22 protein-coding genes are annotated in these 26,972 nt (G+C 65.1%); 14 read left to right on the top strand and 8 right to left on the bottom strand.

The genetic code is table 11. The features are described from left to right. Positions 1-33 precede the first annotated feature (33 nt). The 14 genes from NF551_RS18235 to NF551_RS18170 all read left to right on the top strand — a co-directional run bounded on the left by NF551_RS18235 (position 34) and on the right by NF551_RS18170 (position 14,665). A complete protein-coding gene (locus tag NF551_RS18235; RefSeq protein WP_227897449.1) occupies positions 34-747 on the top strand; it encodes a zinc-ribbon domain-containing protein in 714 nt (237 codons plus the stop codon). A gap of 77 nt (positions 748-824) precedes the next feature. Next, positions 825-1,631, top strand: a complete 807-nt coding sequence (locus tag NF551_RS18230; protein ID WP_227897450.1) for a DUF3592 domain-containing protein — start codon at positions 825-827, stop codon at positions 1,629-1,631. Between the two features lie 107 nt (positions 1,632-1,738). Beyond that, complete coding sequence (locus NF551_RS18225) at positions 1,739-2,020, top strand: hypothetical protein (RefSeq protein WP_227897451.1); 282 nt, start codon at positions 1,739-1,741, stop codon at positions 2,018-2,020. A 94-nt stretch (positions 2,021-2,114) separates the two neighbouring features. Then, positions 2,115-2,786, top strand: a complete 672-nt coding sequence (locus NF551_RS18220; protein ID WP_227897452.1) for a M23 family metallopeptidase — start codon at positions 2,115-2,117, stop codon at positions 2,784-2,786. Between the two features lie 34 nt (positions 2,787-2,820). Further along, the gene (locus tag NF551_RS18215; RefSeq protein ID WP_227897453.1) at positions 2,821-5,580 is read left to right on the top strand and encodes an SNF2-related protein; all 2,760 of its coding nucleotides are present in this window, start codon (positions 2,821-2,823) and stop codon (positions 5,578-5,580) included. A 102-nt stretch (positions 5,581-5,682) separates the two neighbouring features. Then, the gene (locus NF551_RS18210) at positions 5,683-6,150 is read left to right on the top strand and encodes a hypothetical protein (RefSeq protein WP_227897454.1); all 468 of its coding nucleotides are present in this window, start codon (positions 5,683-5,685) and stop codon (positions 6,148-6,150) included. 33 nt (positions 6,151-6,183) lie between these two features. Next, a complete protein-coding gene (locus tag NF551_RS18205) occupies positions 6,184-6,663 on the top strand; it encodes a hypothetical protein (protein ID WP_227897455.1) in 480 nt (159 codons plus the stop codon). A 55-nt stretch (positions 6,664-6,718) separates the two neighbouring features. After that, on the top strand, positions 6,719-8,182 hold the full coding sequence (locus tag NF551_RS18200; RefSeq protein ID WP_227897456.1) for an SPFH domain-containing protein: 1,464 nt from the start codon (positions 6,719-6,721) through the stop codon (positions 8,180-8,182). A 154-nt stretch (positions 8,183-8,336) separates the two neighbouring features. Then, positions 8,337-9,353, top strand: coding sequence for a hypothetical protein (locus NF551_RS18195; RefSeq protein ID WP_227897457.1), 1,017 nt, complete (start codon positions 8,337-8,339; stop codon positions 9,351-9,353). 9 nt (positions 9,354-9,362) lie between these two features. Further along, positions 9,363-9,785 carry a hypothetical protein gene (locus tag NF551_RS18190; protein ID WP_227897458.1) on the top strand — a complete coding sequence of 141 codons (423 nt, stop codon included), beginning with the start codon at positions 9,363-9,365 and terminating at the stop codon, positions 9,783-9,785. Between the two features lie 102 nt (positions 9,786-9,887). After that, complete coding sequence (locus NF551_RS18185; RefSeq protein ID WP_227897459.1) at positions 9,888-10,223, top strand: hypothetical protein; 336 nt, start codon at positions 9,888-9,890, stop codon at positions 10,221-10,223. 86 nt (positions 10,224-10,309) lie between these two features. Then, positions 10,310-10,759: a hypothetical protein gene (locus NF551_RS18180; protein ID WP_227897460.1), complete on the top strand. Its 450-nt coding sequence runs from the start codon at positions 10,310-10,312 to the stop codon at positions 10,757-10,759. After that, positions 10,756-13,857 (top strand): tripartite tricarboxylate transporter TctB family protein, encoded by a 3,102-nt coding sequence (locus tag NF551_RS18175; RefSeq protein ID WP_227897461.1) that lies wholly within the window; start codon positions 10,756-10,758, stop codon positions 13,855-13,857. The genes NF551_RS18180 and NF551_RS18175 overlap by 4 nt, the downstream gene beginning before the upstream one ends. Before the next feature lie 103 nt (positions 13,858-13,960). After that, the gene (locus NF551_RS18170; RefSeq protein ID WP_227897462.1) at positions 13,961-14,665 is read left to right on the top strand and encodes a hypothetical protein; all 705 of its coding nucleotides are present in this window, start codon (positions 13,961-13,963) and stop codon (positions 14,663-14,665) included. A 69-nt stretch (positions 14,666-14,734) separates the two neighbouring features. On the opposite strand, the gene NF551_RS18165 is transcribed toward NF551_RS18170, so the two are convergent. The 8 genes from NF551_RS18165 to NF551_RS18130 form a co-directional block, all read right to left on the bottom strand. After that, a complete protein-coding gene (locus tag NF551_RS18165) occupies positions 14,735-15,388 on the bottom strand; it encodes a hypothetical protein (protein WP_227897463.1) in 654 nt (217 codons plus the stop codon). 75 nt (positions 15,389-15,463) lie between these two features. Then, positions 15,464-17,803 (bottom strand): CHAP domain-containing protein, encoded by a 2,340-nt coding sequence (locus tag NF551_RS18160; protein ID WP_227897464.1) that lies wholly within the window; start codon positions 17,801-17,803, stop codon positions 15,464-15,466. Positions 17,804-17,841: 38 nt separating this feature from the next. Further along, positions 17,842-18,150, bottom strand: coding sequence for a hypothetical protein (locus tag NF551_RS18155; protein WP_227897465.1), 309 nt, complete (start codon positions 18,148-18,150; stop codon positions 17,842-17,844). After that, entirely contained in the window at positions 18,147-18,629 is a 483-nt protein-coding gene (locus tag NF551_RS18150) for an HNH endonuclease (protein WP_227897466.1), read from the bottom strand. The genes NF551_RS18155 and NF551_RS18150 overlap by 4 nt, the downstream gene beginning before the upstream one ends. A 103-nt stretch (positions 18,630-18,732) precedes the next feature. Further along, entirely contained in the window at positions 18,733-19,221 is a 489-nt protein-coding gene (locus NF551_RS18145) for a single-stranded DNA-binding protein (RefSeq protein ID WP_227897467.1), read from the bottom strand. A gap of 211 nt (positions 19,222-19,432) precedes the next feature. Beyond that, positions 19,433-19,738 carry a hypothetical protein gene (locus NF551_RS18140; RefSeq protein WP_227897468.1) on the bottom strand — a complete coding sequence of 102 codons (306 nt, stop codon included), beginning with the start codon at positions 19,736-19,738 and terminating at the stop codon, positions 19,433-19,435. A gap of 148 nt (positions 19,739-19,886) precedes the next feature. Then, positions 19,887-24,380 carry a DNA polymerase III subunit alpha gene (dnaE, locus tag NF551_RS18135; protein WP_227897469.1) on the bottom strand — a complete coding sequence of 1,498 codons (4,494 nt, stop codon included), beginning with the start codon at positions 24,378-24,380 and terminating at the stop codon, positions 19,887-19,889. A gap of 230 nt (positions 24,381-24,610) precedes the next feature. Next, complete coding sequence (locus tag NF551_RS18130) at positions 24,611-26,881, bottom strand: PHP domain-containing protein (protein WP_227897470.1); 2,271 nt, start codon at positions 26,879-26,881, stop codon at positions 24,611-24,613. Positions 26,882-26,972 lie beyond the last annotated feature (91 nt).

Here is a 26,972-nt window from a genome sequence, read left to right as displayed (position 1 = left end):
AGGGCAACCCCTGATGCCGCACACATTACTGGTATGACTACGAAGACTGCCCCGCGGCGCCCCTCCCTGCAAGACGCCAACCCGGAGCTCGCCTCCGAATGGCATACCGAGCTAAACGGTGACCTCACCCCCGCATCGGTGACCCCCTCGTCGCTGAAGAAGGCCTGGTGGGCGTGCCCGAAGGGACACCTTCCCTTCTACTCGCGCATCGCCAACCGCAACGCCGGCAGCGGCTGCCCCGTCTGCGGCCGCGAACGCACCACCCTGGCCTCCAGCGTCCCCGCCCCGGGACGGTCCCTTGCCGAGCTGCACCCTGAAATTGCCGCCGACTGGGACATCGAAGCCAACGGGGACCTGACTCCCTCACGGGTCCGCCGGGCATCCAACAAGGTCGTCTCCTGGATCTGTCCCAACGGGCACGGAAGCTACCGCGCCACAACCCAGCACCGCGTTTACCAGGGGCAGCGGTGCCCCGTCTGCAGCGAACAGGCACGCGCAGACCTCAGGACACTGCCTGCACCGGGCCGGTCCCTGGCTGAGCGCAACCCCGCTCTGGCCGCGGAATGGAACACCGAAGCAAACGCCCCCAGGACCACCGCGGACGTCGCCCTGCAGTCCAAGCGCGCGTACGTGTGGAACTGCCCCGAAGGCCACGCACCGTACCGGATGCGGGTCGCTGACCGGCACTTCTCCAACGGCTGCCCCGTGTGCAAGCCGTCCTCAGCCGCCAGAGCCCTGCCCCTCTAGGGGTGCCGCCCTGGGCGTCTGCGCATGTATAGACGCAAGAGACCAGCGGCCCAGGGGCCCGGGAAGAAGGCACCACCATGGACAGCACCGAAGACGGGACACCCGGAACCCCGGGTCCTTTGAGCGGGTTCGCCGTCTACTCCTCGTCGGACCTTGAGGAAGAGACCGCACAGGACACGGCAGGGGGTCCGGAGTCTGCCGGTGAAGGGGCCTCCGAGGATTTCGGGGAACGGTACATCGAACCCGAAGACATCCCCGTCACCCACAACGTCCGGATGCGCCCGGGATCCTCGCTGAGCATCGGCCGGCGAAACGTCTACCGGACCGACCGGCGGGGCGTCCCGCACTTCGTGCCCGGATGGCTTCCCGCCCATGCCCGCGCCCACTACCTGCGGACCTGCGTTGCTGCTGCCGCCGTCGCCGGGGCCGCGGTGGCCGGATCAGCCGTCATGGCCCTGGCAGGAACAGGAAGCAACCCGGAGTACACCGCCCTGGCAGCAGAGGAAAACCTCGTCCGCGGGGAGGTCGTTTCCGTCACCCGCAGCACCGAACCGGACCCCGGCAACCCGGTCCTGTTCCGCACGACCGAAGCCACCACCGTCACCTACGAGGCAGACGGCGCCAGGACAGGGCACATCGAAACCTCGACCACCGATGCCGTCCCTCCGCTGGCACAGGAAACACAGCTGGCCAAAGGCGACGGGCTCGACCTGTACGTGGACCCGGAAGACCCGGACCACTTCGTTGTCAGTGACCCCGGAGAACCCGGAAAGACCAACGTCCTGACCTTCATTCCGCTGCTTCCTGCGGCAGCCGGAACGGCCGCAGCCCTCATTGCCCGGAAGAAAATGCTGCTCATGCGCCAGCTGGAAGAACAGTCCTGAAAACCCGCTGAAATCAATGGCCGGAATCCCCTGAAAATGCGCACTTTTACCCCCTTATCCGCACACATAGGAGTAGAAGATGACAGCGGATTTCAGGGAGAAACCACGTGGATGTATGGATCGAAACAGCGGCTGGAAACCTCGTCAGGTCAGCGACCTTGGCGATCGTTATCCGCCCCGGGGAATCCGGCAACGGCTGGGAAGTCTGCATCAGCGCATCTGCCCCGCCCAGCGTCTTCGCCGCAGGTTTCGGAAGCCGGGAAGAGGCCCGCCTGATCAGAAATGCCCTAGCCGTTGCGATCTCCGGAGCCAAGGCCTGTGAAGGGACCCCGGCTGTGTTCTTCGACAGGGAAACACTGACCGTCAAGACCGAAGACCTGGCAGGCTGATCAGCCACTGCACCTCAGGGCCGTCCACACTGTGGACGGCCTTTCTGTTTTCCCGGCGGTGAGAGACACGGGACACTCCGCACACATAGTGGGAGTGAACACCAACAGGAAGAACACCAGAACCCCCGCAGGCAAGCGCATCGGAGCCGTTATGGCCCTCGCTCTGGCCGGCACCCTGGGCGCAGGCGCACCGCCCGCGCCGCTGGAAGCCGAACCTGCACCGTCCCTGGAACGCATTGCACACCCGGACAAGCCGCGGAAAATAACCGCCCCTGCAGATGCAGAGGTGAGCTTCAGCCGCGAAATGGTCACCAGCTCCCACGACGAGGACCGGCGCCTTCGTGTCCTCCTCCGCCGGCACGGAGCAGACACCTCCGGTTCCCTCTCCAGCCCGCTGGAAGTACCCCGGCGCACATCGCCCTTCGGCGGGCGCATCAGCCCCATCACCGGGGACCCCACCGAGTTCCACTCCGGCCAGGACTTCGGCGCACCCTGCGGCACCGACGTCGCCGCAACCGCATCAGGAACCGTCATCTCCTCCGGCTGGCACCCCTACGGGGGCGGCAACCGCGTCGAAATAGACCACGGCGGCGGGCTCGTCACCACCTACAACCACCTGACGTCCTCCCACGTACGCCCCGGCCAGAAAGTCGACCGCGGCCAGTCCATTGCCACCGTAGGAACCACAGGAGCATCAACCGGATGCCACCTTCATTTCGAAGTCGTCCTCAACGGCAAACACATCGACCCGCTCGGGTGGCTTTGAGCACCCGTGAGCGCTTCGGACGCATAGAAACAATATGAGCCTCTCCGTCGTCCTCACCGGGACCTTCCGCAAACCGGAACTGCGTTTCGAGTTCCCCTGGGGAGCAAAGATGCCCAAGGGCGGGGACGCCGCCAAGTGGATCAAGAGCGCCGTCCCGGGCCGCCGCTGGGATCCTGACGAGAAGGCCTGGTACATCACCGGCACCGGAATCAACCCCGACATTTTCTTCGCCCGGTACGGTCTCGAGGTCGACTACTCCGAAGCGACAGGTGACCTTGAAGGCCTCGACAGCCTGGAGCCGCTCTGGCGGCCCATGGTCATGCGGTCCCGGAACTTCCCCCACTCGGCGTTTGTACGCCCCCGGCTGGCCGGCTACGACCGCGTCCGCGGGATCCTGGGCCCCGGCGCCGTCTGGGACAAGAACCTCAAGCGCTTCACCGTCCAGATCACAGACCTCATCGACGGTGACCGGCCCAAACGCGGCATGCACTTCGACGACGAGACCTTCAACGACGCCGTCGCGGCCCTGCAGACCGGCTCCATTCCCGCCCACGTCCGTGAAGCCGCCCGCGAACTGGCAGCATCCACCGGCGTTGACGGCGACGAACAGAAGGAACTCTCCGCCAGGACCGTCGAACTGATCGACATCGTCGCCTCCCACACCGGATACCTGCCCAAATGGTTCGGCCTTGACCTCTTCCCATTCCAGGTTGCCGGCGCCTACGCCATCGTCGGCGGACACCGCGCTCTCTGCGATTCGCCTGGTCTTGGAAAATGCGTCGTGCCCGAAACCCGCATCCTGGCCAACGGCGCCTACACGCCCATCGGTCAGCTCTGGGACGAGCGCACCGCAGTCACCGAACCGCGACCGGACTACGACGGCGTCGGGGAAATCATCGAGCTGCAGCCCGGCCAGCTGACCGTCCAGGCACTGAACGACGACGCCAACCTGGCCCGCACCACCAGCGCCTCCCACCTCTACCGTGAACACATCAGCGCCCCGGTGAAGACCATCCGTACCGCATCGGGCGCCGAAATCACCGCCACCCTTCCGCACAAGTTCCTGACCCTGGACGGGTGGGCCAGCGAGATCCACGTTGGTGACATGATCGCCGTGCCGGGCAGCGGGGGAGACGACTCCGTGCGCTGGACGAAGGTCACCTCCGTGGAATACAGCGACTACGACGGCTGGGTGTACGACCTGACCGTGCCGGATGGCCACAACTACATCGCCGAAGGGCTGTGGTGCCACAACACCCGCCAGGCCCTGGCCGCGGCCGCTATCCGCCGTGCCGAGAGGGTCGTTATCGTCGTCCCGCCCCTGGTTGTCACCAACTGGTGCCGTGAAGCGCTGACCGCTCTCGGGAAGTTCTACGCACCGGATCACCGGACCGCCAGCGTTGCGTCCCTGGACCTGACCGCCGGGAAGAAGAAGACCCGGAAGAAGGCACCGGAGTTCCCGCCGTACATTGTCCCGATCCGTGCAGGCAAGAAGGTCCCGGAGTTCCCGGACCGCGGTGTCATCGTCGTCGCCGACTCCCTGCTGGCCTCACGCCCTGAGCTGCTCAAGGACCTCATCCGCTGGAGCCCGGACACAGCCCTGTTCGATGAGGTCCACCGCGCCCGGAACTTCTCCTCCGGCCGGGCCACCGCAGACCGGAACCTTGCCTGCTCCATGGACGACATGCGCGTTCCCATTACCGGCACACCGTTCCTGTCCAACCCTGCCGAAGTCACCAACCTCCTGGCTATCGGGGGGCTGCTCGATAAGTACTTCGGCGGTGCCTCCAAGTTCCTGGACCGCTACACCAAGCAGGACCGCTTTGGTTCCTTCCGGCCCAAAAGGGACATGCTCCCGGAGCTGGAGCGCCGGATGACCCGCGACTGCTGGGTGCGCCGGAACAAAGCTGACGTCCTGAAGCAGCTGCCCCAGAAGCTGCGCACCACCCGGATCGTGGACATCGACCCCCGCGGCTTCCACGAAGCCCACGAGGTCCTCTACGAGAAGATCCGCGAATGGGTGAAGGAGTGCACCAGGAACGGTGACGTCATCGGAGATGAAGACATCAAGAAGTTCGCCAGCGAACGCATCGACCTCATCACGCCGCTGCGCGCGGCCGCCGGTGTCGCCAAAGTGCCGGCCGCCATCGAAATCGTGACCGACTGGATGGAGCAGACCACCGAGACCGCCAAGGACGGGACGAAGACCTACACCCGCCCCCTGGTCGTCTGGGTCCACCACCAGCCCGTCATGGAAGCACTCGTCAACGCCGTCCCGCCCGACCTTGCCGGTGTTGGCTTCATCGACGGCGGTACACCCGAGCACAAGCGCCAGCCCATGGCCGACAAGCTGCAGAACGGTGAGATCGGCGTGCTGTTCTGCTCCATCGGTGCCGCCGGGTTCGGGATCACCCTCACGAAATCCTCCGACGCGATCTTTGTCGAAACGGACTGGACGCCGGCGAACATCAGCCAGGCCGAGGACCGGATCCACCGGATCGGCCAGACGGAGACCTGCATCATCACCACTCTCATGGCCGTGAACACCCTGGATCCGCACATGCGGGCCATCCTGCGCAACAAGGCCAAAGACCTGAACGTCCTGATGCCCGGGGCCGACAACAACGTCACCGAGATGACAGCGAACCTCAACGAGGACGAGGGCGTCTACGAGGAAACCTCCGGCGACGACCCTGAACTGGAGAAGCAGTTCAAGTCCCTCGGGGACATCATGAAGCGCATCGTCGAGGACATTGTGCGCGAGCAGAACGCCGGCGTCAGGAAGAGGCGGTGAGAGCGGCTGCACCTGCCGCACACATAGGGGATGTACACGCATCAAAACGTTCCTGGACCTGCCGCAGCGGCACACAGGGAACCTGCCCGGGAAAGGAACTGAATGGGCTGGCTCAAAACCCGTGACAGCTACAGCGGGCTGTCCCAGGCTGTCAGCCTCGGTATCGCTCTGCTGAAGAAAACGAAGCAGAACACCTGGCAGGAACTCCTCGACGCCATGGAGGCAGGCGACCCGCTGGTCGTGAAGACCTTCAGGAGTCTTGACCTCTCCGACACCCAGCTGGATGTCATCTCCCGGCACCAGGACGTGCTGTGCCTGCTGAAGATCAACCCTGCAGCCACCGCCGCCGTCTGCCCTAAATGCGGACACTTCATCATCGTCGCGGACACCGTGCCCTCAAAGTGCGTCGTCGGTGCCGGTTGTGAAGGCAAGCCCGCCAAGGTGGTCGCTGCCACCGCCGGCAAGGGAGAACCTCCGCAGTCACCGGTCCATGAATCCAAGCCGGCCGCCCCCACGGCAGAAACGGCAGTGGACGACTTCGACTTTGACGACGACGACCCGTTCGCCTGACCGGGACCGATACCAAACCCCAGAAAGAACACCATGATTGCCTTCCTTATCGTGGGCGGCATCGGCGCTGCACTGCTGCTGCTGTCCATGCTGCTTGGCCCCGTCTTTGACTTCCTCGACGTCCTGGACGGTGCCCTCTCCGGCACGGCCGTCGGGTCCGGGCTCACCATCTTCGGTGCCTCCGGCGCACTCGTCCTCAGCAACGACGGGCCCGTCTGGCTGGCCTACGCAGTTGCCGCAGTGCTCTTCGCAGCTGCCGTAGGCGTCGTGAGCAGGATGACCAGCAAGCTCCAGAAGGCTTCAGTGCAGGTCCCGCACGAGGTCATCGGCCTGACCGGTGTCTCCATCACCCGCATCACCGGGGCCCTGGGCGAAGTCCAGCTGAATCACCCCCGCGAAATCAATAAACGCCTGGCCTTCTGCGACGGGGTCATCGGCTCCGGCGTCTCCATCGTCGTGACAGAACTGCACGGTTCCCGCGTGAAGGTCGCACCAGCCCCCGCCGCGGCCTAGCCGCACCCCACCACAACAGAAAGGCCCCCTCTTGGGCTTCGAAAATTCAGGCACAGTGTTCGCACTCGTAGCCATCGCCATCGTCTTCATCGCCATCCTTGGCTATGCGGCCTCCCGCCTGCGCACAGTCGCCCCGGATGAGGTCCTGGTCATTGTGAAGATGGGTTCCACCAAGTCCGGCGCCGACGGCGTCCGCGACTCCTCCAACGACACCATCGCGTTCGCCGGCAAGGTCCTCGTCCTGCCGGTCGTCCAGCAGGACTTCCGCCTGTCCCTGAAGCAGCGCCAGGTGGAACTGACCGTCACCGGCCCGGACAAGAACTTCATCAACGTCTCCGTCCTGGCATCGCTGAACTTCAAGCTGGCCGACTCCGAAGCCGACATCCGCAAGTCGGCCCAGCGGTTCCTGACCCACACGGACCAGCAGCTGGAGACCTCCATTCAGAACTCCCTGGAAGGCTCCCTGCGCTCGATCATCGGCTCGATGACCGTCCAGGAGATCAACTCGGACCGGGCCAAGTTCATGGACGCGGTCCTGAATACCGCCAAGGCGGAGCTGGCCGAGCAGGGTATCCAGGTCGACATCCTGAACATCAAGGACATCAAGACCAACGACCAGAAGTACTGGGAGAACCTCTCCAAGCCCGAAACTGAGCGCGCCGCCCAGATCGCAGCCGTTGCCGCCTCCGAAGCGAAGCAGATCATGGAAGCAGCCCGCGTAGCCCAGGAAGAGCAGACCGCCCGCCTGGACAAGGACCTGGCAGTGAAGAAGGCAGCCTTCCAGACCGAGAAGGACACCCAGCAGGCCATCGCCGACGCTGCCAACGATTTGGCGAAGGCCCAGCAGGACGTCGAAATCGCACGTCTGCAGCGCGTTGCCCTGGCCGAGGAAGCCCTCGTGAAGGAGCAGCAGCTGGACATCAGCGAAAAGAAGCCGGCCGACGCCGCGGCCTACGCTGCCCGTGTTCATGCTGAAGGTCTGCGTGACGCAGCCAAGGCCGACGCCGAAGGCCGTGCCTATGAGAAGAGGACCATGGCCGAGGCTGAGAAGGCAGCAACGGTCCTGGAAGCATCCGGCCGCGCCGAGTCCATGCAGGTCGAAGCCATCGCCGAAGCCAAGGCGACCGAGCTGAAGGGCGAAGCGGAAGGCAAGTCGATCAAGGCGATCGGTACCGCAACCGCCGAAGCTGAGAAGGCCAAGGCCGACGCACTGACCGGTTACACCGGAGAGGCAATCGCCTACGTGCTGGCCGAGAATATGCCTTCAATCATGGCGGCCAATGCCCGCGCCGTTGCAGCTATCGACAACTACACGGTGATCTCCACGGACGGCGCCTCGGACGCCACCAAGCAGGTCACCCGCATGGGCACCGAAGCCATGGCGTCCCTGAAGGCAATGACAGGGGTGGACCTGACCGCCTTCCTGGGCAACATCGCCGGGGGAGCCCTCGCAGGCAAGACTGCAGCCGCTGCCGGAACCACGGTCGCCGAAGCACCGCAGGAACAGGCCGCGGCATAGCCCCACCGTTCCACCCGAAAACCCCCGCTGCAGCCTTCTGCGGCGGGGGTTTTCCATGTCCTGGAGAAGGGCCCGCGCAAAAGCAGACCGTGATCCGTGTCTCATTTGGCCGTTTGGCTGCGCATTTCGAGAAGCAGCCGCACACAGAACGGGCATGAGCACTGATACAGCAAAGGCAGCCGGTAAGACCAACTTCGCACGGGTCCCGCAGGGCGTTCCCGCGGGCGGGCAGTTCGCCGCAACTGCCCATGCCGAGTCACCCCTTTCTCTCGCGCTGGAGAACTTCGCACCGAGCGAAACGATCCTCCAGCAGGCGTACAAGTCCAGCCGTTACTGGGCCGACCGCTACGGCCTGAACCGCAAGTCCAACGTGGTCGAGGTCGATGACGTTGCCCAGGAAGCCCTCGTGCGCATGTTCGAGAACGTCTCCCGGGATGTGGAGATCAAGGACTGGAAGAAGTACATGACCGGCATGGCCTCCAACGTGGCCGGCAGCTCTACGGAGACCTTCTACCGTCACGAGAACCGTGTCGCGTACCGGCTTTTCGAGGAGCGCTGCCAGGAAATCATCAACCGCGAGCAGCGTATGCCCACCACGGCCGAGGAGAACGCGATCGAGAAGGACATCCTCGACAACTGGCACGACCCGCGGCACAAGCCGGGCAAGAACTTCCGCATCGCCTTCACGGTCGAACGTTCCCTGGACGCCACCTCCAACGAAGATATGTCCGGCTCCTTCGCCGACACCCTCGCAGCCGTCGAGCAGACCCGCAACGTCCCGGTCGACTCCTACATGGACCGCGCCTTCGATGCACTGGACGAAAAGGGTGTCGCCAGCAAGGCCAAGGCCCGCCGCCTGGTCTGGAATGCACTGGCAGAAGGCACCGGCGTCCCGCTCTCCCGCGAAGGATCCCTGTCCCAGCGCCACGTCACCCGCTACCGCGCGGTGATGAACAAGCACGAGGGCGGCATCATGGCAGCCTGCAACGACTGGGCCCACGGCAACGACAACGAAGCCACCGAAGCCCTCTTCGCCCCGTTCGGCGCCGATCTGGACGTCGAAGGGCAGGAAAAGGTCGTCGACATGCTTGAGCGCCTCGGTGCCGAGAAGGCCCTCCCGATGTGGGAGTCGGCCATCTCCTACGCCAACAACAAGCACGCAGAGAAGTAAGGAACCGCGGTGAACCCGAATCGCGTCCCCGAGGGGGTCCCGTCAGGCGGACAGTTCGCCGCAGCACCCCACGGCGAACCCATCGTCAGCATTGCCCCGGCCGCCGGCTTCCCTGACATCAGGGAGGCCGGCCAGGCCCAGCTGAGGCTTCTGGCCCGCAGCGCAGACCCGGCCGTAAGGGCTGAGGTCACATCAAGCCCCGTCGTCCCCGACGACGTCCTGGAGGAACTCTCCAGCCATACCCAGGCTCCCGCCGTCCGGCTCGCAGTCGTGAACACCGGCTATGCCGGGACCGCCGAACGGGCTGCCGAAGACCCCAGCCCCATCGTCCGCGCTTCCGCCCTGGCGAGCTGGGACCTGTCCGAAATCGGGCGTCGCCGGCTGGAAAAGGATCCGGAAGTTCAGCGGTTCATGAGCCTGATCGCTGCGTAAACCGGCCGTCATAGCCCCGTCTACGCATGTGACTAAGCAGAACTACCGACCACGGGTCCGCGGCCGGAGAACGAGAGGAACCACCTCTAGGAAAGGCAGGAAATGATCACCATCCCCACGGCCGTCCCGATGGCGTCCACGGTCAACCTAAAGGGCGGCTGGGAGAGCTTCTGGACGGCTATCACCGCCGGCTTCCCAACCATCACCAACATGATGACGATCGTCGGCGTCATCCTCGTGGTCTTCGCGCTCCTGAAATGGGCGTGGGACCGCCGCCGCGGAGGCGGTATGGGACAGGGCGCGCAGCCGCTCTGGGGCGCACTCATCCCCGGCGCCATCCTGGCAGCCCCGGACATGCTGTTCCCGATTCTGCTGGGCATCCTCGACCTCGTCATCAACGTGGTCATCTCGCTGATCAACGCAGCGACACCGGGATAAGCAGCCGAGTAGGCCTGGTCCGCCAGGTCGAATAACCCTTGAGCCGGGGCCATCGCGCCCCGGCTCAGGCATGAAGGGATCCTGCCATGTCAGCCATCAACTCCCTGTATTCCCTGACACCGATGACGGGCCGCACCTCGGGCGCCGACCGCACCACGGTCATCGGCACCGTCGAAATGAAATGGCGGACCTTCTGGATTGCCGTCTTCGCCATGGTCCCGGGCGGCATCCTCACCGCGGTCTTCTACCCGATGCTCGATGCGTGGTCCTTCCTGTGGATCGCCGTCACGGAAGCCCTGGCCTTCTACCTCATTGAACGCCGCTCAAAAGAGGGCCTGCGCCTGAGGACATACCAGACCTTCTTCGACAAAAAGAAGTCAAACATCAACGAGTTCTACCTCTGCGGCCAGCGCATCGACGTCGGCGGCGAAGAGTTCGGGACCATCCGCCAGATCACCGCACCGGTCGGCCCTGATGACCGCCCACGGAAAACCGACTTCACGACATTCGAAGACTTTGAGGAATCCCTCCGATGAACAAACGCATTGTGGCCAGGGTCCTACCGGCTCTGCTGCTGATGCTCGGCATCCTGACCTTCGGGTTCACGCCGGCAGCATCAGCTGCACCGGCACCGGCCCTCACCGCTGCAGCCTCCATCCAAACCCCTGCCAGAATCGACGGCGCGGGCCCGGCGAATACTACCCAGTCCGTCTGCGGCACGACCGCCGGCGGATCCTCCCGGGCAGCCAGCAACGACCTCCTGCCGGTGAACCGCTGGGCTGATGCAACCGCGGCCATGCACTCCCGGCTGGACAACACTTTCCTGTCGGACACTGCAGAGCTCATGCAGCGCCACTCGATCATTTCCACCGGCATGTCCTCGGGCAACTTCATGTGGTCCCTGGGCACCGGCATGTCCGCGTTCGCCATCAACTTCTGCATGCTCGACAAGGTCGGCGGTGCCGCAGACGGCGTCGTGGCCACTATCGGCAACGCCATCAAGGACTCTGCCCTCCTGACAGGCCTGGTCGTCATGGCCGTCGTCATCCTGCTCTTTCAGGGCCGGAAGAACGGCCAGATGCCATGGAAGAAGATCGCCCAGAAGGGTGTCGTCATCGGCCTGTTCGCAGCCATGACTGCAGGCGCCATGGCCTCTACTGGCGGCGGCAAGAGCAACGACAGCTCCAAACCGTACAGCGAAGCGACCGCCGGACAGCCCTACACTCCTGGCTTCATGTCCCCGGGCTGGATCGTGACTACCATCAACGACACCGTTTCATCGCTGGCTTCGGCACCTGCCGGCGCACTGGTCCTCTCCACGACCGGCGACGGCAGCATGGACATGAACAACCCGCTTTCGTGCGACAACTACCTGCTGTCCCTGAAGATGGGCTACAAGAACGCTTACGGAGACACGGCGGAATCCCTCGCCTCCGGTGTCCCGCTCATCATGTCTTCACTGTGGGAAACCACCGGCCTGCAGACCTGGCGCACCGCCCAGTTCGGCGACTCCAAACTGGACGAAAACTCCTGGTGCCGTCTGCTGGAGTACAACGCCGGAACCCGTGTCATGAGCGCCAACAAGGCTATTGACTCCGGTGCAGGGAACTCGGAATCGACAGTCCGGGCCACGATGAACCGCATCATGCCGGCGGGGCGGGCCCTGGATAACTTCAACTACAGCCAGATCGCTTTCGTCCCGTCCTCCAAGGCGGATACCGACAAGTCCCTGGTGGCCTGGGCTTCCTGCCGTTTCGCCAACGCCGGTGGCGCCGGAGACCTGACCGAGGAGGAATCCTGGAAGGTTGCCGACCACTTCACCGGCAAGGGTGACAAGGATAAGAAGGCCAACCCGGCCGACTGCGCCTCCTGGTTCACCGCCGATGACGACCATGCCGGATCCTTCAACTGGGATTCCGACCAGGACAAGGTCGTCAAGCGGACCATCACGGGACCGGGCGATGAACGGTACGCCCTGGACGTGCGGGACTTCATCCTGACCCTGCACGGCAACAACAACTCCCAGGGCATGACCTCGGTCTTCGCCTACAACATCTCGGCACTGTCGATGCTGGTTGTCTTCGGGCTCCTGGCCATCTCGATCCTGATCGCAAAGATCGCCATGGTGGTCATGATCATCACCGGCATCTTCATGGTCATCCTGGCCCTGATGCCCAGTGCCGGGTTCGACAAGATGGGCAACTACCTCAAGACGCTGCTGGGCATCAACCTTTTCACCTTTGCCGTCCAGCTGCTGTTCGCCATGATCTCCATCCTGACGGTCATGCTGCAGAGCCTGGGTACATCCTTCCTCGGTGAAGGCAGCCTCGTGGCGATCTTCTGGTCGGGCCTGTCCCCACTGCTGTCGGTCTTCCTGCTGCACATGGTCTTCACCAAGGTGCTCAAGGTTCCTTCGCCGTTCAAGCTCTCCGCAGCCATGGCCTGGGGCGGTGCAGTCGGTGCTGCCGGCGGTGCAGCTCTTGGCGGTGTCGGCGCCCTGATGGACCGCAAGGTCGGCAACGCAGGACGCAGGGCCATGAGCAAGGCAACCGGTGCAGGCAAGCGCGGTGTCAACTCTGTCCTCGGCAAGGCTACGGGCGGCCGCATCGGTGGAACCGCTCCCCGCCGCGGCGCAGCAGCACCCGCCGGACTCCCCTCCGGTGCCAAGGGGGCCTCGGCCGGATCCGTCGACGGCGGCCTGCCGGGCGCACTGCAGAACGGCCGCCGCGGCAAGAGCAGCGAGCAGAACCACATGGTGTCCGGCGAAGAGGCAATCCAGAACCGCCTCCTCACCAGCAACACTCCGAACTCGGAAGTTGCCAAGGGCCGGATGTCCTCCGCGGACCGCAAGATCATGGCCGACGCTGCCAAGGCCGAACTGGCTGCTGCGAAGCAGTTCCGGAAGGATCAGCGCGCTGAAATGGGCCTCAGCCCCGAGGTCACCCCGGGCTCCCAGGTTGTCGGTGCCCTGTCCAAAACGGTCGCCGGCGCCATGGTTGCCGGGTCCGCCATCAACAAGGCCGGCCAGACTGGCAAGAGGATCGTCTCCAACCCGGTCCAGTCCAGCCGTGACGGTCTGAAGGCAGCCGGTGCAGCCGCCGGTGCTGCGAAGGCGGCCGTGAAGTCTGCCGGAGCCCGCGCGACCGTAACACTGGGCAACCTGCAGTCACACCCGATCCGCACCTCCGCGGACCTGGCCAAGCGTGCAGGCGGGGCGGCAAGCAAGCTGGCCAACAGCAAGGCAGTCACCGCAGTCCGGTACTCCAATGCCGTGGACCAGTTCAAGCAGAAGCCGCTGCGCACGACAGCCAAGGTCGCCGGCGCCGGACTCCTGCTGGCAACTTCCACCCCGGCCCTTGCTATCCCGGCAGTGGCCGCGGGCGCCTGGGCAGCCAAGAAGGGGGTGCAGGAAGCCAACCGCCGGACACTCGGCCGGAAGGCAGCCAACGACCAGATGACTGCCGAGTACCGTCAGGCAGCACTTCGCCAGCGCAGCCGCGAGTCCCGGGTGACGCAGCCTGAACCGCAGGTTGGTCCCGGACCGGAACCCGCACCCGAGACGTCTTCTGAGTCATCAAACGGATCGGCGCCGGCAAATAGGGCAGCTCCGGAAGGATTCAGCGACCACTACTAGAAAGTGGGCGGATGGTGCGGTCTCGCACCATCCGCCCATAAACTCCCAATAGGCATCAAATGCATCACCAACATCATCAGCAGCTGAAGGAGCCGCACACCTCATGACCACAGAATTCGCCCCGCGGCAGCCAGCCGGAGTCCCGGTTGGCGGGCAGTTTGTCGGAGCCGTCCACGCAGAGTCGCCCGTGCGGCTCTTTGACCGCGGCGACGGAACCTTCCTGAAACCTTCTCCGTCCGCGACAGCCGAGCACTGCATCGACTTCTGGTCCCGCATCGAGGTACCCGACGAGATCATCGACCAGGTCCATGAGGCGTACGCCGTCTCCCGCAATGAGGAGATCACCAGGCGCCTCAATGAGGAAATGACTGCCTGGGCGCAGAAGTGGAAGGCAGAGCACGAGACTCCGAAGCGCCAGCGCGAGCTCGAAGCTTTCCAGGCCCGGTACACCGAAGAGTTCAACGCGCACCAGGAATCCATCAAGCCGCGGATCTACAGCGAACGCCCGAACGGAATCGGTAAGTACGATGCACGCCAGCTCGTCCGGGCAGCACAGATGCACCGCCACCGCCCTCGGGAGCACAAGTTCGAGGGGCAGGCCGAGAAGGTGCTGAATCACCAGATTGAGCTCTTCGACGAGACACTCACTGTTCAGCAGATCGAGGAGAAATACCGCCTCTCCGAGGTTGTCCACGCCATGGATTCCATCTTCCCGCCGAAGCCCAACCCTGAAGTGCAGGCAGCACTGGACTACCTGGGCCGGATCAACGAGAACCTGGTCATCAACCGCCAGGAAATGACCTACTAGGATCCACCAGTCCGAGACGCAGGAAGGGCCCCGCCGAATGTGGCGGGGCCCTTCCTTTTTGCCTGTGTGCTAGCTGTCTGAGCCGCCGCTGCGGATCGTCTTCACCAGCCACGTGCCGTCGTTCTGGATCTCCAGGAGACCGTTGAAGCGGTTGCCGCCGTCGACGAAGTGGGACTGGAAGCTCATGGTGCCGCCGCCCTCTTCCATCGGGGAGGAGCTGAGGTACTCGTCGTCAGGGATGTTGCTGATGTCGGTGTACCCGAAGCTGCGGTAGAGGGAGTCGGTCACGTAGGGGCGCAGGCGCTTCAGCCAGGCATCCTTGCCTCCGTCGGGGTTGGCCCAGGCTTCAGCGAAACCGTCAGCGACGGGCCTCCAGTCGGATGCTTCCACGGCCTGCTGGGCGTTCCCCACGTGAATCTCTACTGGGGAGTTCTCCTCGGGCGCTGCAGTCGGGGCTGGGAGGGCACCAGTGCCGTCCTGAGGGCCTTCGGATGCTGTTGGGCTCCCGGAACCCGCGGGTGTCTCTGCTGTGCCGTCCGGGGCGTCCCCAAGCACAGCGGTGGGAGCGGCCGTCGGCTCCGGTGCGGCCGCGGAGTCGTCGGTGTCCGAGGCGCGTGTGATCCCCAGATAAACGGCTGCGATGATGACGATGGCCACCACCGCGATCAGTGCCGCCTTCTCCTTGAGAAAAGTGATGACGGGGCTCTTCTGGCTCTCAGCCATGGGTCTTCTTCCTTCGTTCCGTTCGTGCGCAGGGCAGCCGCCGGCAGGTGATAAGCCCGCCGGCGGCTGCCGGTATTAGTTCTCGGTATCGGCTACATGGATGTAACCCTGAACGGCTGTCGCCTTGATCCGCTGCTGTGAGTACGCGTGCTCCTTGGGGGCCGCGTTGTACTGCTCGATGGTGACCGTACCGTCATCGTGAACTTCCTTCACAACTGCTACGTGGCCGGCGAACCCGGTCACGATCGTGTCGTTCCATCCCGGACCCCACCAGGCGATCGCACCGGCCTTCGGAGTGTTGTCCGTGACGTAGCCGGCACTGGCCAGGTTCGAGCTCCACTGAGCCGCGTTGCCGAACAGGGACAGGCCCATCTTCGGCGGCGTGAACGGGTACTCCTGGCCTTCGACCCAGCCCATCTGCTGATTCATGCGCCAGGCCACGAAGGAGACGCATTCACGCTTGTACAGGCTCCAGGGATCCGCTCCCGGGTCCCGGGAACCTTCACACCAGGCGCAGTCGCCAACGGGCTCCCGGTACGGGTAGTCATCGCCTTCTCCACCGTCCCCGACAGCGATGCCGTGGGCGCCGCCGGTCACGCAGGACGGTGCCGCGCCTTCGACCGGGTCGTAGACGTAGTCGCCGCCGGCTCCGGGCAGCCGGGTCACGGAGACGTGCACGTGGTCGTTGTGCAGGGTCGTGTCGTTCCAGTTCCCGGTGTACATGCCGCCGTAGCCGCCGGTGGAGTACGGCATCCAGCCCTGCAGGGGGCCCAGCCAGATCCGGTCCTGCCAGATGAGGTAGTCGATGCCGAACGCTGCGGAGTTCTTGATGAGGAAGTTGGCGATCTCATCCCCGGCGCGGTCGCCGGCCGCAGACTTGTAGTCCTTGATCATGATGTCCACTGCCCGGCCCTCGAGGTGGTCCAGGCTGCCGCCGATGTCGTAGAAGGTCAGCACACCGGCAGCGAACCGGTCCTTCACAGCCGCTTCGACGGCACGGGTGTTCGGGTGGGCATCAGGGTTGACCACCAGGCTGTTCGGGGCATCGCCGTGGGCGGGCTCGTCATCGTGGGGGTCTGAGTACCCACCGTCGGTCGGCTTCAGGTCCGCGACCAGCTGCCGCGCCATGGACTCCCACTGCGCGTACTCGTCAGGGAACGCGGAGACCTGGACTGCCTGCGCTGCTTCACTGACGGGCAGATCCTCCCAGTGCGGAATGGTCTTCAGCCGCTCCAGGAACATGTCGGCGGACTTGGAGATGTTCATGGCGTCCTCGACGGTGCCCCACGAGAACTGGTTGCCGTTGACCTGCTGCTGGAACGGGCCCACGGAGTAGCCGTCCTGGCCGCGGGCGTCCTTGTCGTCGGTGAGCGCCTCGGATCCGGGGACCTTCACGTTCCACCAGTTGCGCAGCTTGCTCTCCTGCATGGCGGTGGCGAGGGCTACGACGGCGGCCTGCTCGGACATGCCCTTCCGGGCGACCTGGTTGATGATCTGCTGAGCGATCTTCTTCTGCTTTTCGTTCAGTTCAACGCTCGTCTGACCGCCGAGCTGAACGGAATCCGTGGTGCACTGCCGGGTCTTGCCCATCGCCCAGGTGGAGGCGAGCTCGTACACCTTCTCGGAGATGTCCGGGTTGCCCTTCAGGGGCAGGGTCCGCAGGGAGACCAGGTACTGCTCCTTGACCCGGGCCTGGGCTTCCCGGGACTGGTCCTCGTCCGAGAGCTTGCGGGTGGGCCCGCTGCCTTCTTCGCCGCGCACGTCTGTGACGCCGGCGTCCAGGGAGGGGTTCTGCAGCTGGTTGACGGTGTGTTCGTTGCTGTGGGAGAGCAGCTGGCCTACGAAGACTCCGGCCTTGTACAGGTCCTGGGCGTCCTCCTCGGAGATTTTGGCGGGGGTTCCGTCGGGGAGGGTTTCATCTCCTGCGGTGCCGGTCCCGGCTTTGTCCATGTCGATGCCGTACGGGCCGGTTCCCTTGCCTGAGGTGCGTTCCTCGGTCTGGGCGACGATCGCAGCGAGGATTTCCCACCTGACACCGGTCTTTTCGGCCGCATCCCGGATGGTGCGCAGCTTGCTGTCATCCTCTATGTCCTGCATTCCGGCCTGGATGGCGGCACTGGCGTGCCCGGCGTCCACGGTGCTGTTGCCGTTCGAGCCGGTGTTGAGCATGGAGACGACCATGACGATGACGATCAGCAGGGCAATGGCAGGGATCAGGACGGCGAGCATGATGCCCTTGCGCCCTGTTTCCGTTTTGACCAGCGCCTGGGCAGCGCCCTTCGCTGCACCGGCCAGGCCACCGGTCGCAGCACCCTTGGCCACCAGCAGTGCCGCTTCCTTGCCGTCCGCTTTGAGCTGGTCGGCGCCGGCGGATTCACCGGGAGGTGCAGGTACGGGGGCGTCAGGATTGCTCATGCCAGGGGACATGCGCAGATTTCCGGATCCCGGCCTCCCTAAGGCTGCGCGTGCCCCGTCTGGCCGGTCGTTTTCGCCAGTCCCAGCTCCCGGTAGCGGTGGACCTCATCAGCCCACGAGATGTCCAGCCCTTCGGCCGCGGCGAGTGCATCGAACTGGTCAGCCCAGGCCATGGACCGGGGCAGGCGTTCCTCCAGGCGTACCGGGAAGGGGGCGAGGGTGTCGGTGAGCGTGTATTCCGGGCCGTTCCGGACCAGGACGGACCAGTACCCGTTCCCGAGGCAGATGCCGAAGCCGGAGGGCCCGCTGATCTGCCACATTTGCCCGCGGACGGGCACGCGGGTCATCGCTGGCTGAACCGCTCTCCGGCCTTGGTGCTTACCCCGGCGGGGAAGTACTTGCGGCGCCGGGACTCCAGGAGCATCGTCTCCCAGCTTCCCGGGACCTTGGCCCCCTTGGAGAGGTTGCATTTGCGGCACGCGGCCACGAAGTTCGCCATCGACGTCGACCCGCCCTTGGACCACGGGTACCAATGGTCGCCGTGGTGGGCCGGACGCCGGCACCGCCGGAAGAACGTCCCCAGCTCGCACTGCCCGCCAGCACGGTCGAATCCTTCACGGCGCTGGTTCGCGGAGAACAGGCGGGTGGGATCTTTGGGGCCGGGCCTGCCGCGGGACACAGCGCCCATGACGGCGAAAACCGCCAGCAGAGCCGCCACGAAGACGACAGGTGCCGGTACCGCATCCAGGAGGCCGCCAAGGGCACCCGGAACGTCGTTCGTGAAGCTGAGCAGGTCTGTCCGGGGTTCGTCGGGCGCGGGTGGCATGGTGTTCTTTTCCGGTGCGGGGGCGGGTCACCGGGGGACATGCGTAGACGCAGAAAAGCCCCGCACAGTCCACGGGGGACCGGCGGGGCTTTTCTAGGCGGGCCTAGAAGTCGTCGTCTTCATCATCGACGGGAGGCTTGGATGCTGCGCGCTTGGCCGGAGCCTTCTTCGCGGCGGGCTTTGCAGCCGGTGCATCCTCTTCGTCGTCAACGAAGGTGTCGGCGCTCTTGCGGGTGCCGCCTGCCTTGGAGACCTCGGCAGTCTGCCAGCGCAGGGCCGGGCCGACTTCCTGAGCAGTGAAACCGATCATGGTGATGGACTTGTCCTCACCGTCGATCTGGACTTCCTTCTCGTAGGTCTTGAGACGGGCGATCACAGTGACGCGCTGGCCCTTCTTCAGCGATGCGGCCATGTTCTCAGCGGTGGAGCCGAAAGCGGTGAACGGAATGAAGTGGGTAACTTCCTTCTCACGGTCGCCGCCCGGGTTCTCGTTGATGGCGACCTTGAAGTTCAGGCGCGGGGTGCCGGACTTGGTTTCGGTGATCAGCTTGAGATCGGTGACCAGGTTGCCGGTGAAGGGGAGGTTGTACAAGGTGGTGCCTTTCGTCGGCCCATAGGGGCTGTGTCAGGACCGGATATGTTCCGGGCCTACTTATCTCTATGCGTGCTACTCGCTGACGGCTGTCGGGTTTCGCCTGCACAGGTTTTGGTGCTGGTCGGGGGCCTAAAACGGAGGCTTCCCTTCCTTACTTCCTATGTGTGCGGCAGGACGTGAAAGTCTCACCACCCAGGAAGGCCGGGCATCAGATTCCGCTGACGCCGGCACCAAGACGGCCGGAGTTCACGAGGCCAAGGACGTCCTCGCGGACCTTGCCCACAATGGATTCCTTCGAGACCTGCGATGCGGCTGCCAGGAAGTCCGTGAGGATCAGGGAGACATCGAGCAGACCCATGACCAGCTCACGCGGATCGGTGGAGTCAACGATTGCGTCGACGGCCACAAAGTCGCGCTGCTGGAACCGCTCCATCACGGCAAGTGCTGCCAGGAGGGTGTCTGCCTGCGGCTTGAGGTCTTCGGGCGCCTGCTGCATTCCATCGGAGGTGCTCATGGGGATTTCTGTCCTTCGTGTTCCGGTGCCGGGGGCGGACCCGCTGTGCGCAGCCCGTTCCCTTTGTGTCTTGGTGTCTTCGGCCCGGGTTCTCCCGGACCTCTCAGCACCTATGTGTGCGGCACCGGGAAGGTCTCTCCCCGTGTGGCTAGCCGGCCAGGCGTTCGTCCCCGCCGAGGGCTGCAGCAGCCGCCGGATCGGTCTTGAGCCGGTACCAGGAGTACTTGTGCTTGGACTTCTCGTTGCGGATCGGCTCCCACTCGGATTCGTCGGCGTCGCGGGCGTATTCGGCGGCGTCCCGGGGATCCGTATCCCCGCCGTCCGTGACGAGGAAGATGGTTTCCCCGGACGCGGGCTGGCAGCGGTAGATGACGCCGGCCTCGGTTGCGGCATCGCCGGGAAGCCCTTCAGCGGAATGGGCCTTCAGGACAGCCGGGTTGCCGAAGAGGAGGTCACCGACCATGGAGGACTCGTATTCCTCGCAGAGGAGGGCAACGACGTCGCCGCCCTTGCGTTCGCGGTGCTCGCGCATCGAAACGACCGGTGCGAGCTCCTTGGCCGGGGCAGCTGCTTCGGTGCCTGGCTTAGGGTCCGCGGCAGGAGCCGTCTTCTTCGCTGCAGGGGCCTTGCGCCGGCTTTCCGGTTCCGGGGCTGGTCCGGAGCGCAGCTCGCGGTACTTGGCGGCGAAGTCGATCACCGGAGCGGGCAGGTTGATTTCAGGTTCAGTGCCCGAGTCGATGGGCCATACTTCGTTGATGGAAAGCTCCTTGGTGGTGATGGTCTCCTGGGTTTCGGATTCCTCGTCGCCAATGACAGTGACGCGGACGTTGACCTTCCCGGAGACAGCAACGACGTCGCCGACCTTCGGAACGGTGCCCTGGCGCCGCAGGCGCGAGAGCGAGAAGTCCCAGATGACCCCGTTCAGGGTGGTCTTGGATGATTCGAGGGAGAAGTTGGCCCGGCGTCCGCCGGAGTAGCCCTTCTCTTCCCAGGAGGAGATGACGCCGACGGTCAGGACGGGTTCGCCGTTGCCGTCAGCGATCCGGTGCAGGGGAGTGACACGGCCTCCGCCCGGCGCCTGCCAGGCCTTCAGCTCGTCCTTCAGCGAGTTCAGCGGGTGGATGCCCAGGCTGGTTCCGATGCGGGCACGCTGGCGTGCAGAGCACTCCACGTCGGACCATTCGGCGTCAACGGGCTGCTGGCCTCCGGTGCGGGCGGCACGGAGCATCATGATCTGCCCCAGCCGCGGGCCGAAGCTGTCGAGCGCTCCGGCTTCAATGAGTGCCTGCACGGCGCTGACCGGGATGCGGCTGAATCCGGTGCCGTTGTCGGCCGGAACACGGACCCGCCGGAGCAGGTCAGCCATGTCCTTGAACGGGCCGCTGGCTTCGCGCTCGGCCACGATGTACTGGCCGGCGTCGCCGACACCCTTCACTTCGCTGAGGCCAATGGCGACAGCACCGTTCACGGGTGCGGTACGGGCCATGGCCAGGTTCACGTCCGGGGCCATGACTTCGATGCCGTCCGCGTGCAGGGACGTCAGGGCGGTCTGGCGCTTGTCGTCCTTGTCTGCCACAGCCAGGATCGCGGCGGAGTATTCCACCGGCCAGCCAGCCTTCAGGTACGCGGTGTAGTAGGCGAGCATTCCGTAGGCGGCAGAGTGGGAGGCGTTGAACAGGTAGGAGGCGGCACCGGAGATGAAGTCCCAGAGCTTCTGGGCGGTCGCGGGGGAGAACACCGGGGAGATGACGTTGCCGTCCTCGTCCCGGAATTCCTTCGGCGCACCTTCAATCCACATGGTGAAGCAGGCATCCATTTCGGACTGCTTCTTCTTGCCCATAGCCTTGCGCAGGCGGGAACGCTGGGAGGCGTCGAAGCCGGCGACAATCGTGGACAGGCGCATGATCGTTTCCTGGTAGATGGCCATGCCGTAGGTGGCCCCGAGCACGCCGTCGATCCATTCGGTTTCCACCGGGTCGTGGGTGAAGTCGGTGTACGTGACCGGCTCCAGTCCCGCTTTGCGGCGGGCGTAGGAGGTGTGCATTCCGGCTTTCAGCGGGCCGGGACGGAACAGCGCCACGATGGCCGAAATGTCATCGAGGGTTTCCGGCTCCACTTCCTGTGCGGTACGGATCATGCCGCCGGATTCCATCTGGAAGACACCGCCGGTGCGCCCCTGGGCGAGCAGGTTGTAGGCACCCTGGACGATCGCGTTGCCCTTGGTGTTCGGGTGCGGGATCTCTTCCATGGTGAACCGGTTGCCGGTCGTGCGGGCCGTGAAGTCCAGTGCCGTCGCGGCAATATCGAGGTTGGTCAGGCCCAGGATGTCCATCTTGAGCAGGCCGATCTCTTCACAGTCCGGTCCGTCCCAGCAGATGACGCGCGGGGCGTTGGGGTCTGCGTTGGCGGCATGGGACTTCCACCGCATGGGCACGATCTCATCGAGCGGTTCCGGGGAAATGATGAACCCGCAGGCGTGGATGGATTCGGTCTTCGTGACACCTTCGAAGGCGCGGGCCAGCTCCAGGATGTCCTGCGCGTCCTGGCCGGATTCCTTGACCAGGTTCCGGAACGCTTCCGAGGAGTTGTCCGAGGTGTCATCGAGCTGGGCGAAGGAGTAGGCCTTGCCGCCCGCAGACGGAATCAGGTCCGAGAGCTTATTGCCCAGACGCTGGATGTCCGCGGCCCGGCGGTTGATCTTCGCGTACGCCTCGGCAGTGATGGAGGCGGCTCTCTTGGAGTCGCCGGCGGCGCGGGCAGCCTTGGCGGCAGCGAACACTTCGGGCGCCGGTTCGGAAGGCTTCAGGATGCGTGCAGCGTCCTTGACGGCAGCCTTGGACAGGGCCATGCCGAACGTGCCGATGTGGGCGACCATCGCATCGCCCCAGCGGACGCCAACGTAGGCGAACACCTCGCTGCGGCGGGCGGCCTCGAAGTCGACGTCGATGTCGGGCATGCCGGCGCGTCCCGGCTCCAGAAAGCGCTCGAAGAGGAGGTGGTTCTCCAGCGGATCCACGCCGACGATCTTCAGGCAGTAGGAGGTGGCGGCACCTGCAGCCGAACCGCGCCCGACACCCACAACGATGGGCTTCTTCCGGGTGCGCGTGGCGTCGTCAACAGGCTTGCCGGCATGCAGGTCCACCCAGTCCTGCGGGGTGTAATCAGACCGGGCCCAGGCAATCATGTCCCACACGATCAGGAAGTAGGCGGGGAAGCCCATGTCGCAGATGATGTTCTCTTCCATCCGCAGCCGCTCCTTCACCGCGGCAGGCAGCGCGCGGCGCTCACCGGTGACCGGGTCGGTGCCGTAACGTTCGACGGCACCTTCCTTCACGAGGTGGTGCAGGTAGGCGCGTTCGGATTCAAAGCCTGCGGGCACGGGGAACTTGGGCAGGCGCATGCGCGGGTCCGGGATGACCTTGTCATCGCACAGGTCAGCGACCATGACGGAGTTGGCGACGGCCTGGCGCCAGGCTGCGGCAGCCTTCTTGTTCTTCAGGTTGCCGAGCACATCGAGCATTTCAGCTTCGGACTTCAGGTAGTAGTCCGGGGTGCCGTTGAACTTGAAGCGCTTGGGGTCATCCAGGGAACGCTTGACGCCCACGGCGAGGAAGCCGTCGTGCGCACGGGCATCTTCGGCGTGTTCGTAGTGGCAGTCGTTGGTGGCCACCAGCGGGATGCCGGTCTCCTCAGAGAGGATGCGCAGCTCACGGAAGGCATGGGTCTCGGCCTTGATGCCGTGGTGCATCACTTCCAGGAAGACGTGTTCCCGGCCGACGGCTCCGATGAGGCGGTCCAGGTTGGAGCGTGCTTCCGTGCGGGCCCGGGCGGCGTCCTCGGGGATGCCGGGCAGCCGGGTGATGATCTGCGTCAGGTCCGCGGCCAGTTCGTCCCCGGCGCCGTCGGCGATGGCCGGCACGAAATTCTTTACGGCCTCTTCAAGGGCGGTGCGCTGGGCGCCGGTCACGCCTTCGGCTGCAGCTTCGGCCAGGCGTTTCTTCCTGGCGGCGTAGGCGGACACATCGGCGGCAAGGGCAGCTGCAAGCTCGTCGGTGTCGTCGGTGCCCAGCAGTGATGCGATCTCGGTGCGCGCAGCTTCAAAGCCTTTGTCGATAGCTCCGGCGCGGGCCAGGGGTCCTGCAACGGGGCCGCCGAGGCAGCCGGTGAGGATGATGAGACCGTCACCGTGCTCATCGAGCAGGTCGAAGTCGATCCGGGGCTTGTACCAGTAGGAGGCCTCGGCCTTGTTGTGCAGGGCGAGCAGGGACTTCCATCCGGCTTCGTTGCGGGCCAGGACGGTCAGGTGCATGTAGCGCTTGACCTTTTCCTTGCCTTCGTCGGCGTCGGAGGCGTTGTCATCGTCGTTGACCACGGTCTCGAAGTTGCGCTCGAAGCGGCTCCCGATGGCCATGTACATTTCGTTGCCGATGATCGGCTTGATGCCGGCCTCCAGGCAGTACTTCTGGAACTTCCAGGCAGCAGCGAGGGAGCCGTGGTCGGTGATGGCCAGGGCTTTCTGTCCGAGTGCCGCGGCAGTGCGGGGAGCCGACTTGACGCGGGTCAGGCCGTCGAGCGAGCTGTTCTCGGTGTGGTTGTGAAGGTGTACGAAGCCGCTGCCGTCCGGCTGTGGTTCATCAGTCACGTGTCTCCTGCTTTATTGCCTGAAAATGGGCCTGCTGACCCGTGTTCAAAGAGTGGGGGAGGGCGAACGCCCTAGTTGTTCCTATGCGCCCAGGCCGCTGACGGGTGCTGTCGTGCCCTGGCGGAGCCGGTGTGCGGCGCTGAAACCTTCATGTTTCCTATGTGTGCGGCAGAGGGCAGAAATATGCCCGCCCGGCTCAAACCTGTACCGGACGGGCATCCCTGTGATCATCAGGCGGCGGCGCTGCCGTACTGCCCGGGGAAGGAGGACATCAGCCAGGCCTGGTTGAACGCCCGGAGGGCAATCCCTGCTGCGTGCGCCTTCGAACGTGCGCCCGGTGCGGAGGCGGCAAGCACAGCGAACAGGGCCTCTGCCTCTCCGGGGCGGCGTGCTTCCGGGGCCAGGTGAGCCTCGACGGCGGCGGTGAAGCGCACGCGTTCAGCTTCCGTACGCTCCGGGGATGCTTCCGCCAGCGCCTCCGCGAGACGGAAACCGTCAGCGACCGTGTATCCGGCAGCCCATGCGGCGGCGTCGGCGATCTGCTCGCGGTAGAGCAGGATCCCGCGGGAGTCCGCAGTGGCCCGGGACAGGATGGACAGGGCGGTAGCCGTGCCGCGGGCGGGTTCGGCCGATGACGCCAGGTACATCTTCATGGCCTGTGAACCCCGCGGTGAGACGGCGACAAGGTTCGTGAGCTCGGTCAGGTTCATCGTCCTGCCCGCGTTGAGCATGTTCTTCAGCTCCTGTGCGGCGATCTTCAGGCCGGGAAGGTCCTGCCTGTACAGCAGCCACCACGCGTTCCGGACCGAGGGCAGGTCACCGCGGGAAGAGCGCGGTATGACCCAGGTCTGTCCGCCGGCCCGCGGCGCTGTGGCAGCAGCCTTCATGGCAGCCCCCATGGGTGTCAGGGAACGCAGGCCGAGAAGGTTGATGACCAGCAGGCCGGAGCCTTCAATGTCCTGCCGGTTCCATGCCAGCACGGGCACATCCGGGTTGTCGTAGGAGCGGGGTGCCCGCAGCGGAAACGCCCCGCCCAGCGGAACGGAGGAGACAGCCACGGCTGTGGGGTGGGTGGTGACGGAGTGGACGCGGCCGGTCAGGGCTTCGGCCAGGTCCGCTGCCTCGGTATCGTCCGCAGGGCGGGAGCGGCGCCCCATGATCTGTCCGGCCATCCGCTCAGCCTTCCTGTCGCTGTTCCGGATGGCGGAGGAGAGCCTGGCGACGCTGCGCTTTCCGTAGCGCCCTGCCAGGTACTTGACCGCTTCGTCGATGCCGCTGTGCTCCAGCTCCAGGTCGAAGACGGGCAGCCCCCTCTCCGGAACCAGGAAGGACTCGAAGCGCAGTCCGCTCTCAAAGGGGTCGACGTCGGTAACGCCCAGCCCATAGAGCAGGAGGCTCGATCCGGCATTGCCGCGTCCGGGTCCGACAGTGATGCCGCGGGAGCGCAGGTGGCTGACCAGGCCATGCAGGAGGAGGAAGTACTTGGCTGCTCCGGCCTCGGCGATCAGGTCAAGCTCGGCGTCCAGGCGCCACATGCCTTCCGGTGTCGTGCACCCGTCCCGGTCATTGAGCCCGGCCACGGCAAGGTCACGGAGCAGGACGATGGGGTCCCGGTAGCCGTTGGGAAGGCGGTGGGAGGGCATCTTCGGCAGGACCGGTTCGGGCAGGACACTGTCTTCGATGGTGGCGGCGACCGCGGAGGTCATGTCGACCGCTGCCTGCCAGAAGCGGTTCTCCCGGTTTGCGGCGCGCATCTGTTCCTCGGAGCGCAGCGACAGGTCAGGGACCCGGACCGGTTCCCGCCAGGCTTCCTTCGGGCTGGCATCCGAGGCGGCAAGGGCGACATGGAAGCGTGCGGATGATGCATCCACATAGGAGAAGGCGCTTGTGGCCACGGCGGGAACCATGAACTGCTCAGAGAGGCGCTGCAGCTCACCGGCGATCTTCCATTCGCCGGGGACCTTCTGGCAGGTGATCTCCAGGAAGATGCTTCCGGGTCCGAAGATGCCGGTGAGCGCTTTGAGGTTCCGCTCTGCGAGGTCGTGCTCTCCGCGTGCCAGGGGTTCGGCAACGGGGCCGTCCATTCCGCCGGTCAGGAGGATGAGCCCTTCACTGTGCCGGGCCAGCAGGGGGAGGTCGGCGACGGGGCGGGCATGGGCCGGGTCCTGGGTCGCGTTGTTGATGGCCACGAGGTTCTCCCAGCCGCGGGGCGTGCGGGCCAGGAGGGTGACGTTGTGGAAGAGGGGCGAGTCCTCGGTGGGGCGGTGCACATAGAGCCGGTCCCCTGACGCTGCCAGGGAGATCTCCATGCCGATGATCGGTTTGATGCCTGCCGCCTTGGCTTCACGGACAAAGGTGGGGACTCCGGCCAGTGTGCGGGCGTCGGTGAGGGCCAGCGCATCCTGCCCGTATTCGGCGGCCCGGGCGAGGGCTTCGGTGATAACGGTGAGGTTGTTCCTGGTGTGTTCGCCATAGCCGCGCAGGTTGATGAAGGTGCTCATGGTGTTCCTTTTGCTGTGGGGCGGGCCTGATGCCCATATGCCCGAAAGGCGGACCGGCTGAGTGGGGCCGGACCCTGGTGCCGGTACTCCG

Source organism: Arthrobacter caoxuetaonis, from assembly GCF_023921125.1.
GTDB classification, from domain to species: domain Bacteria; phylum Actinomycetota; class Actinomycetes; order Actinomycetales; family Micrococcaceae; genus Arthrobacter_B; species Arthrobacter_B caoxuetaonis.
This window is presented reverse-complemented; position numbering and strand designations above follow the sequence as displayed.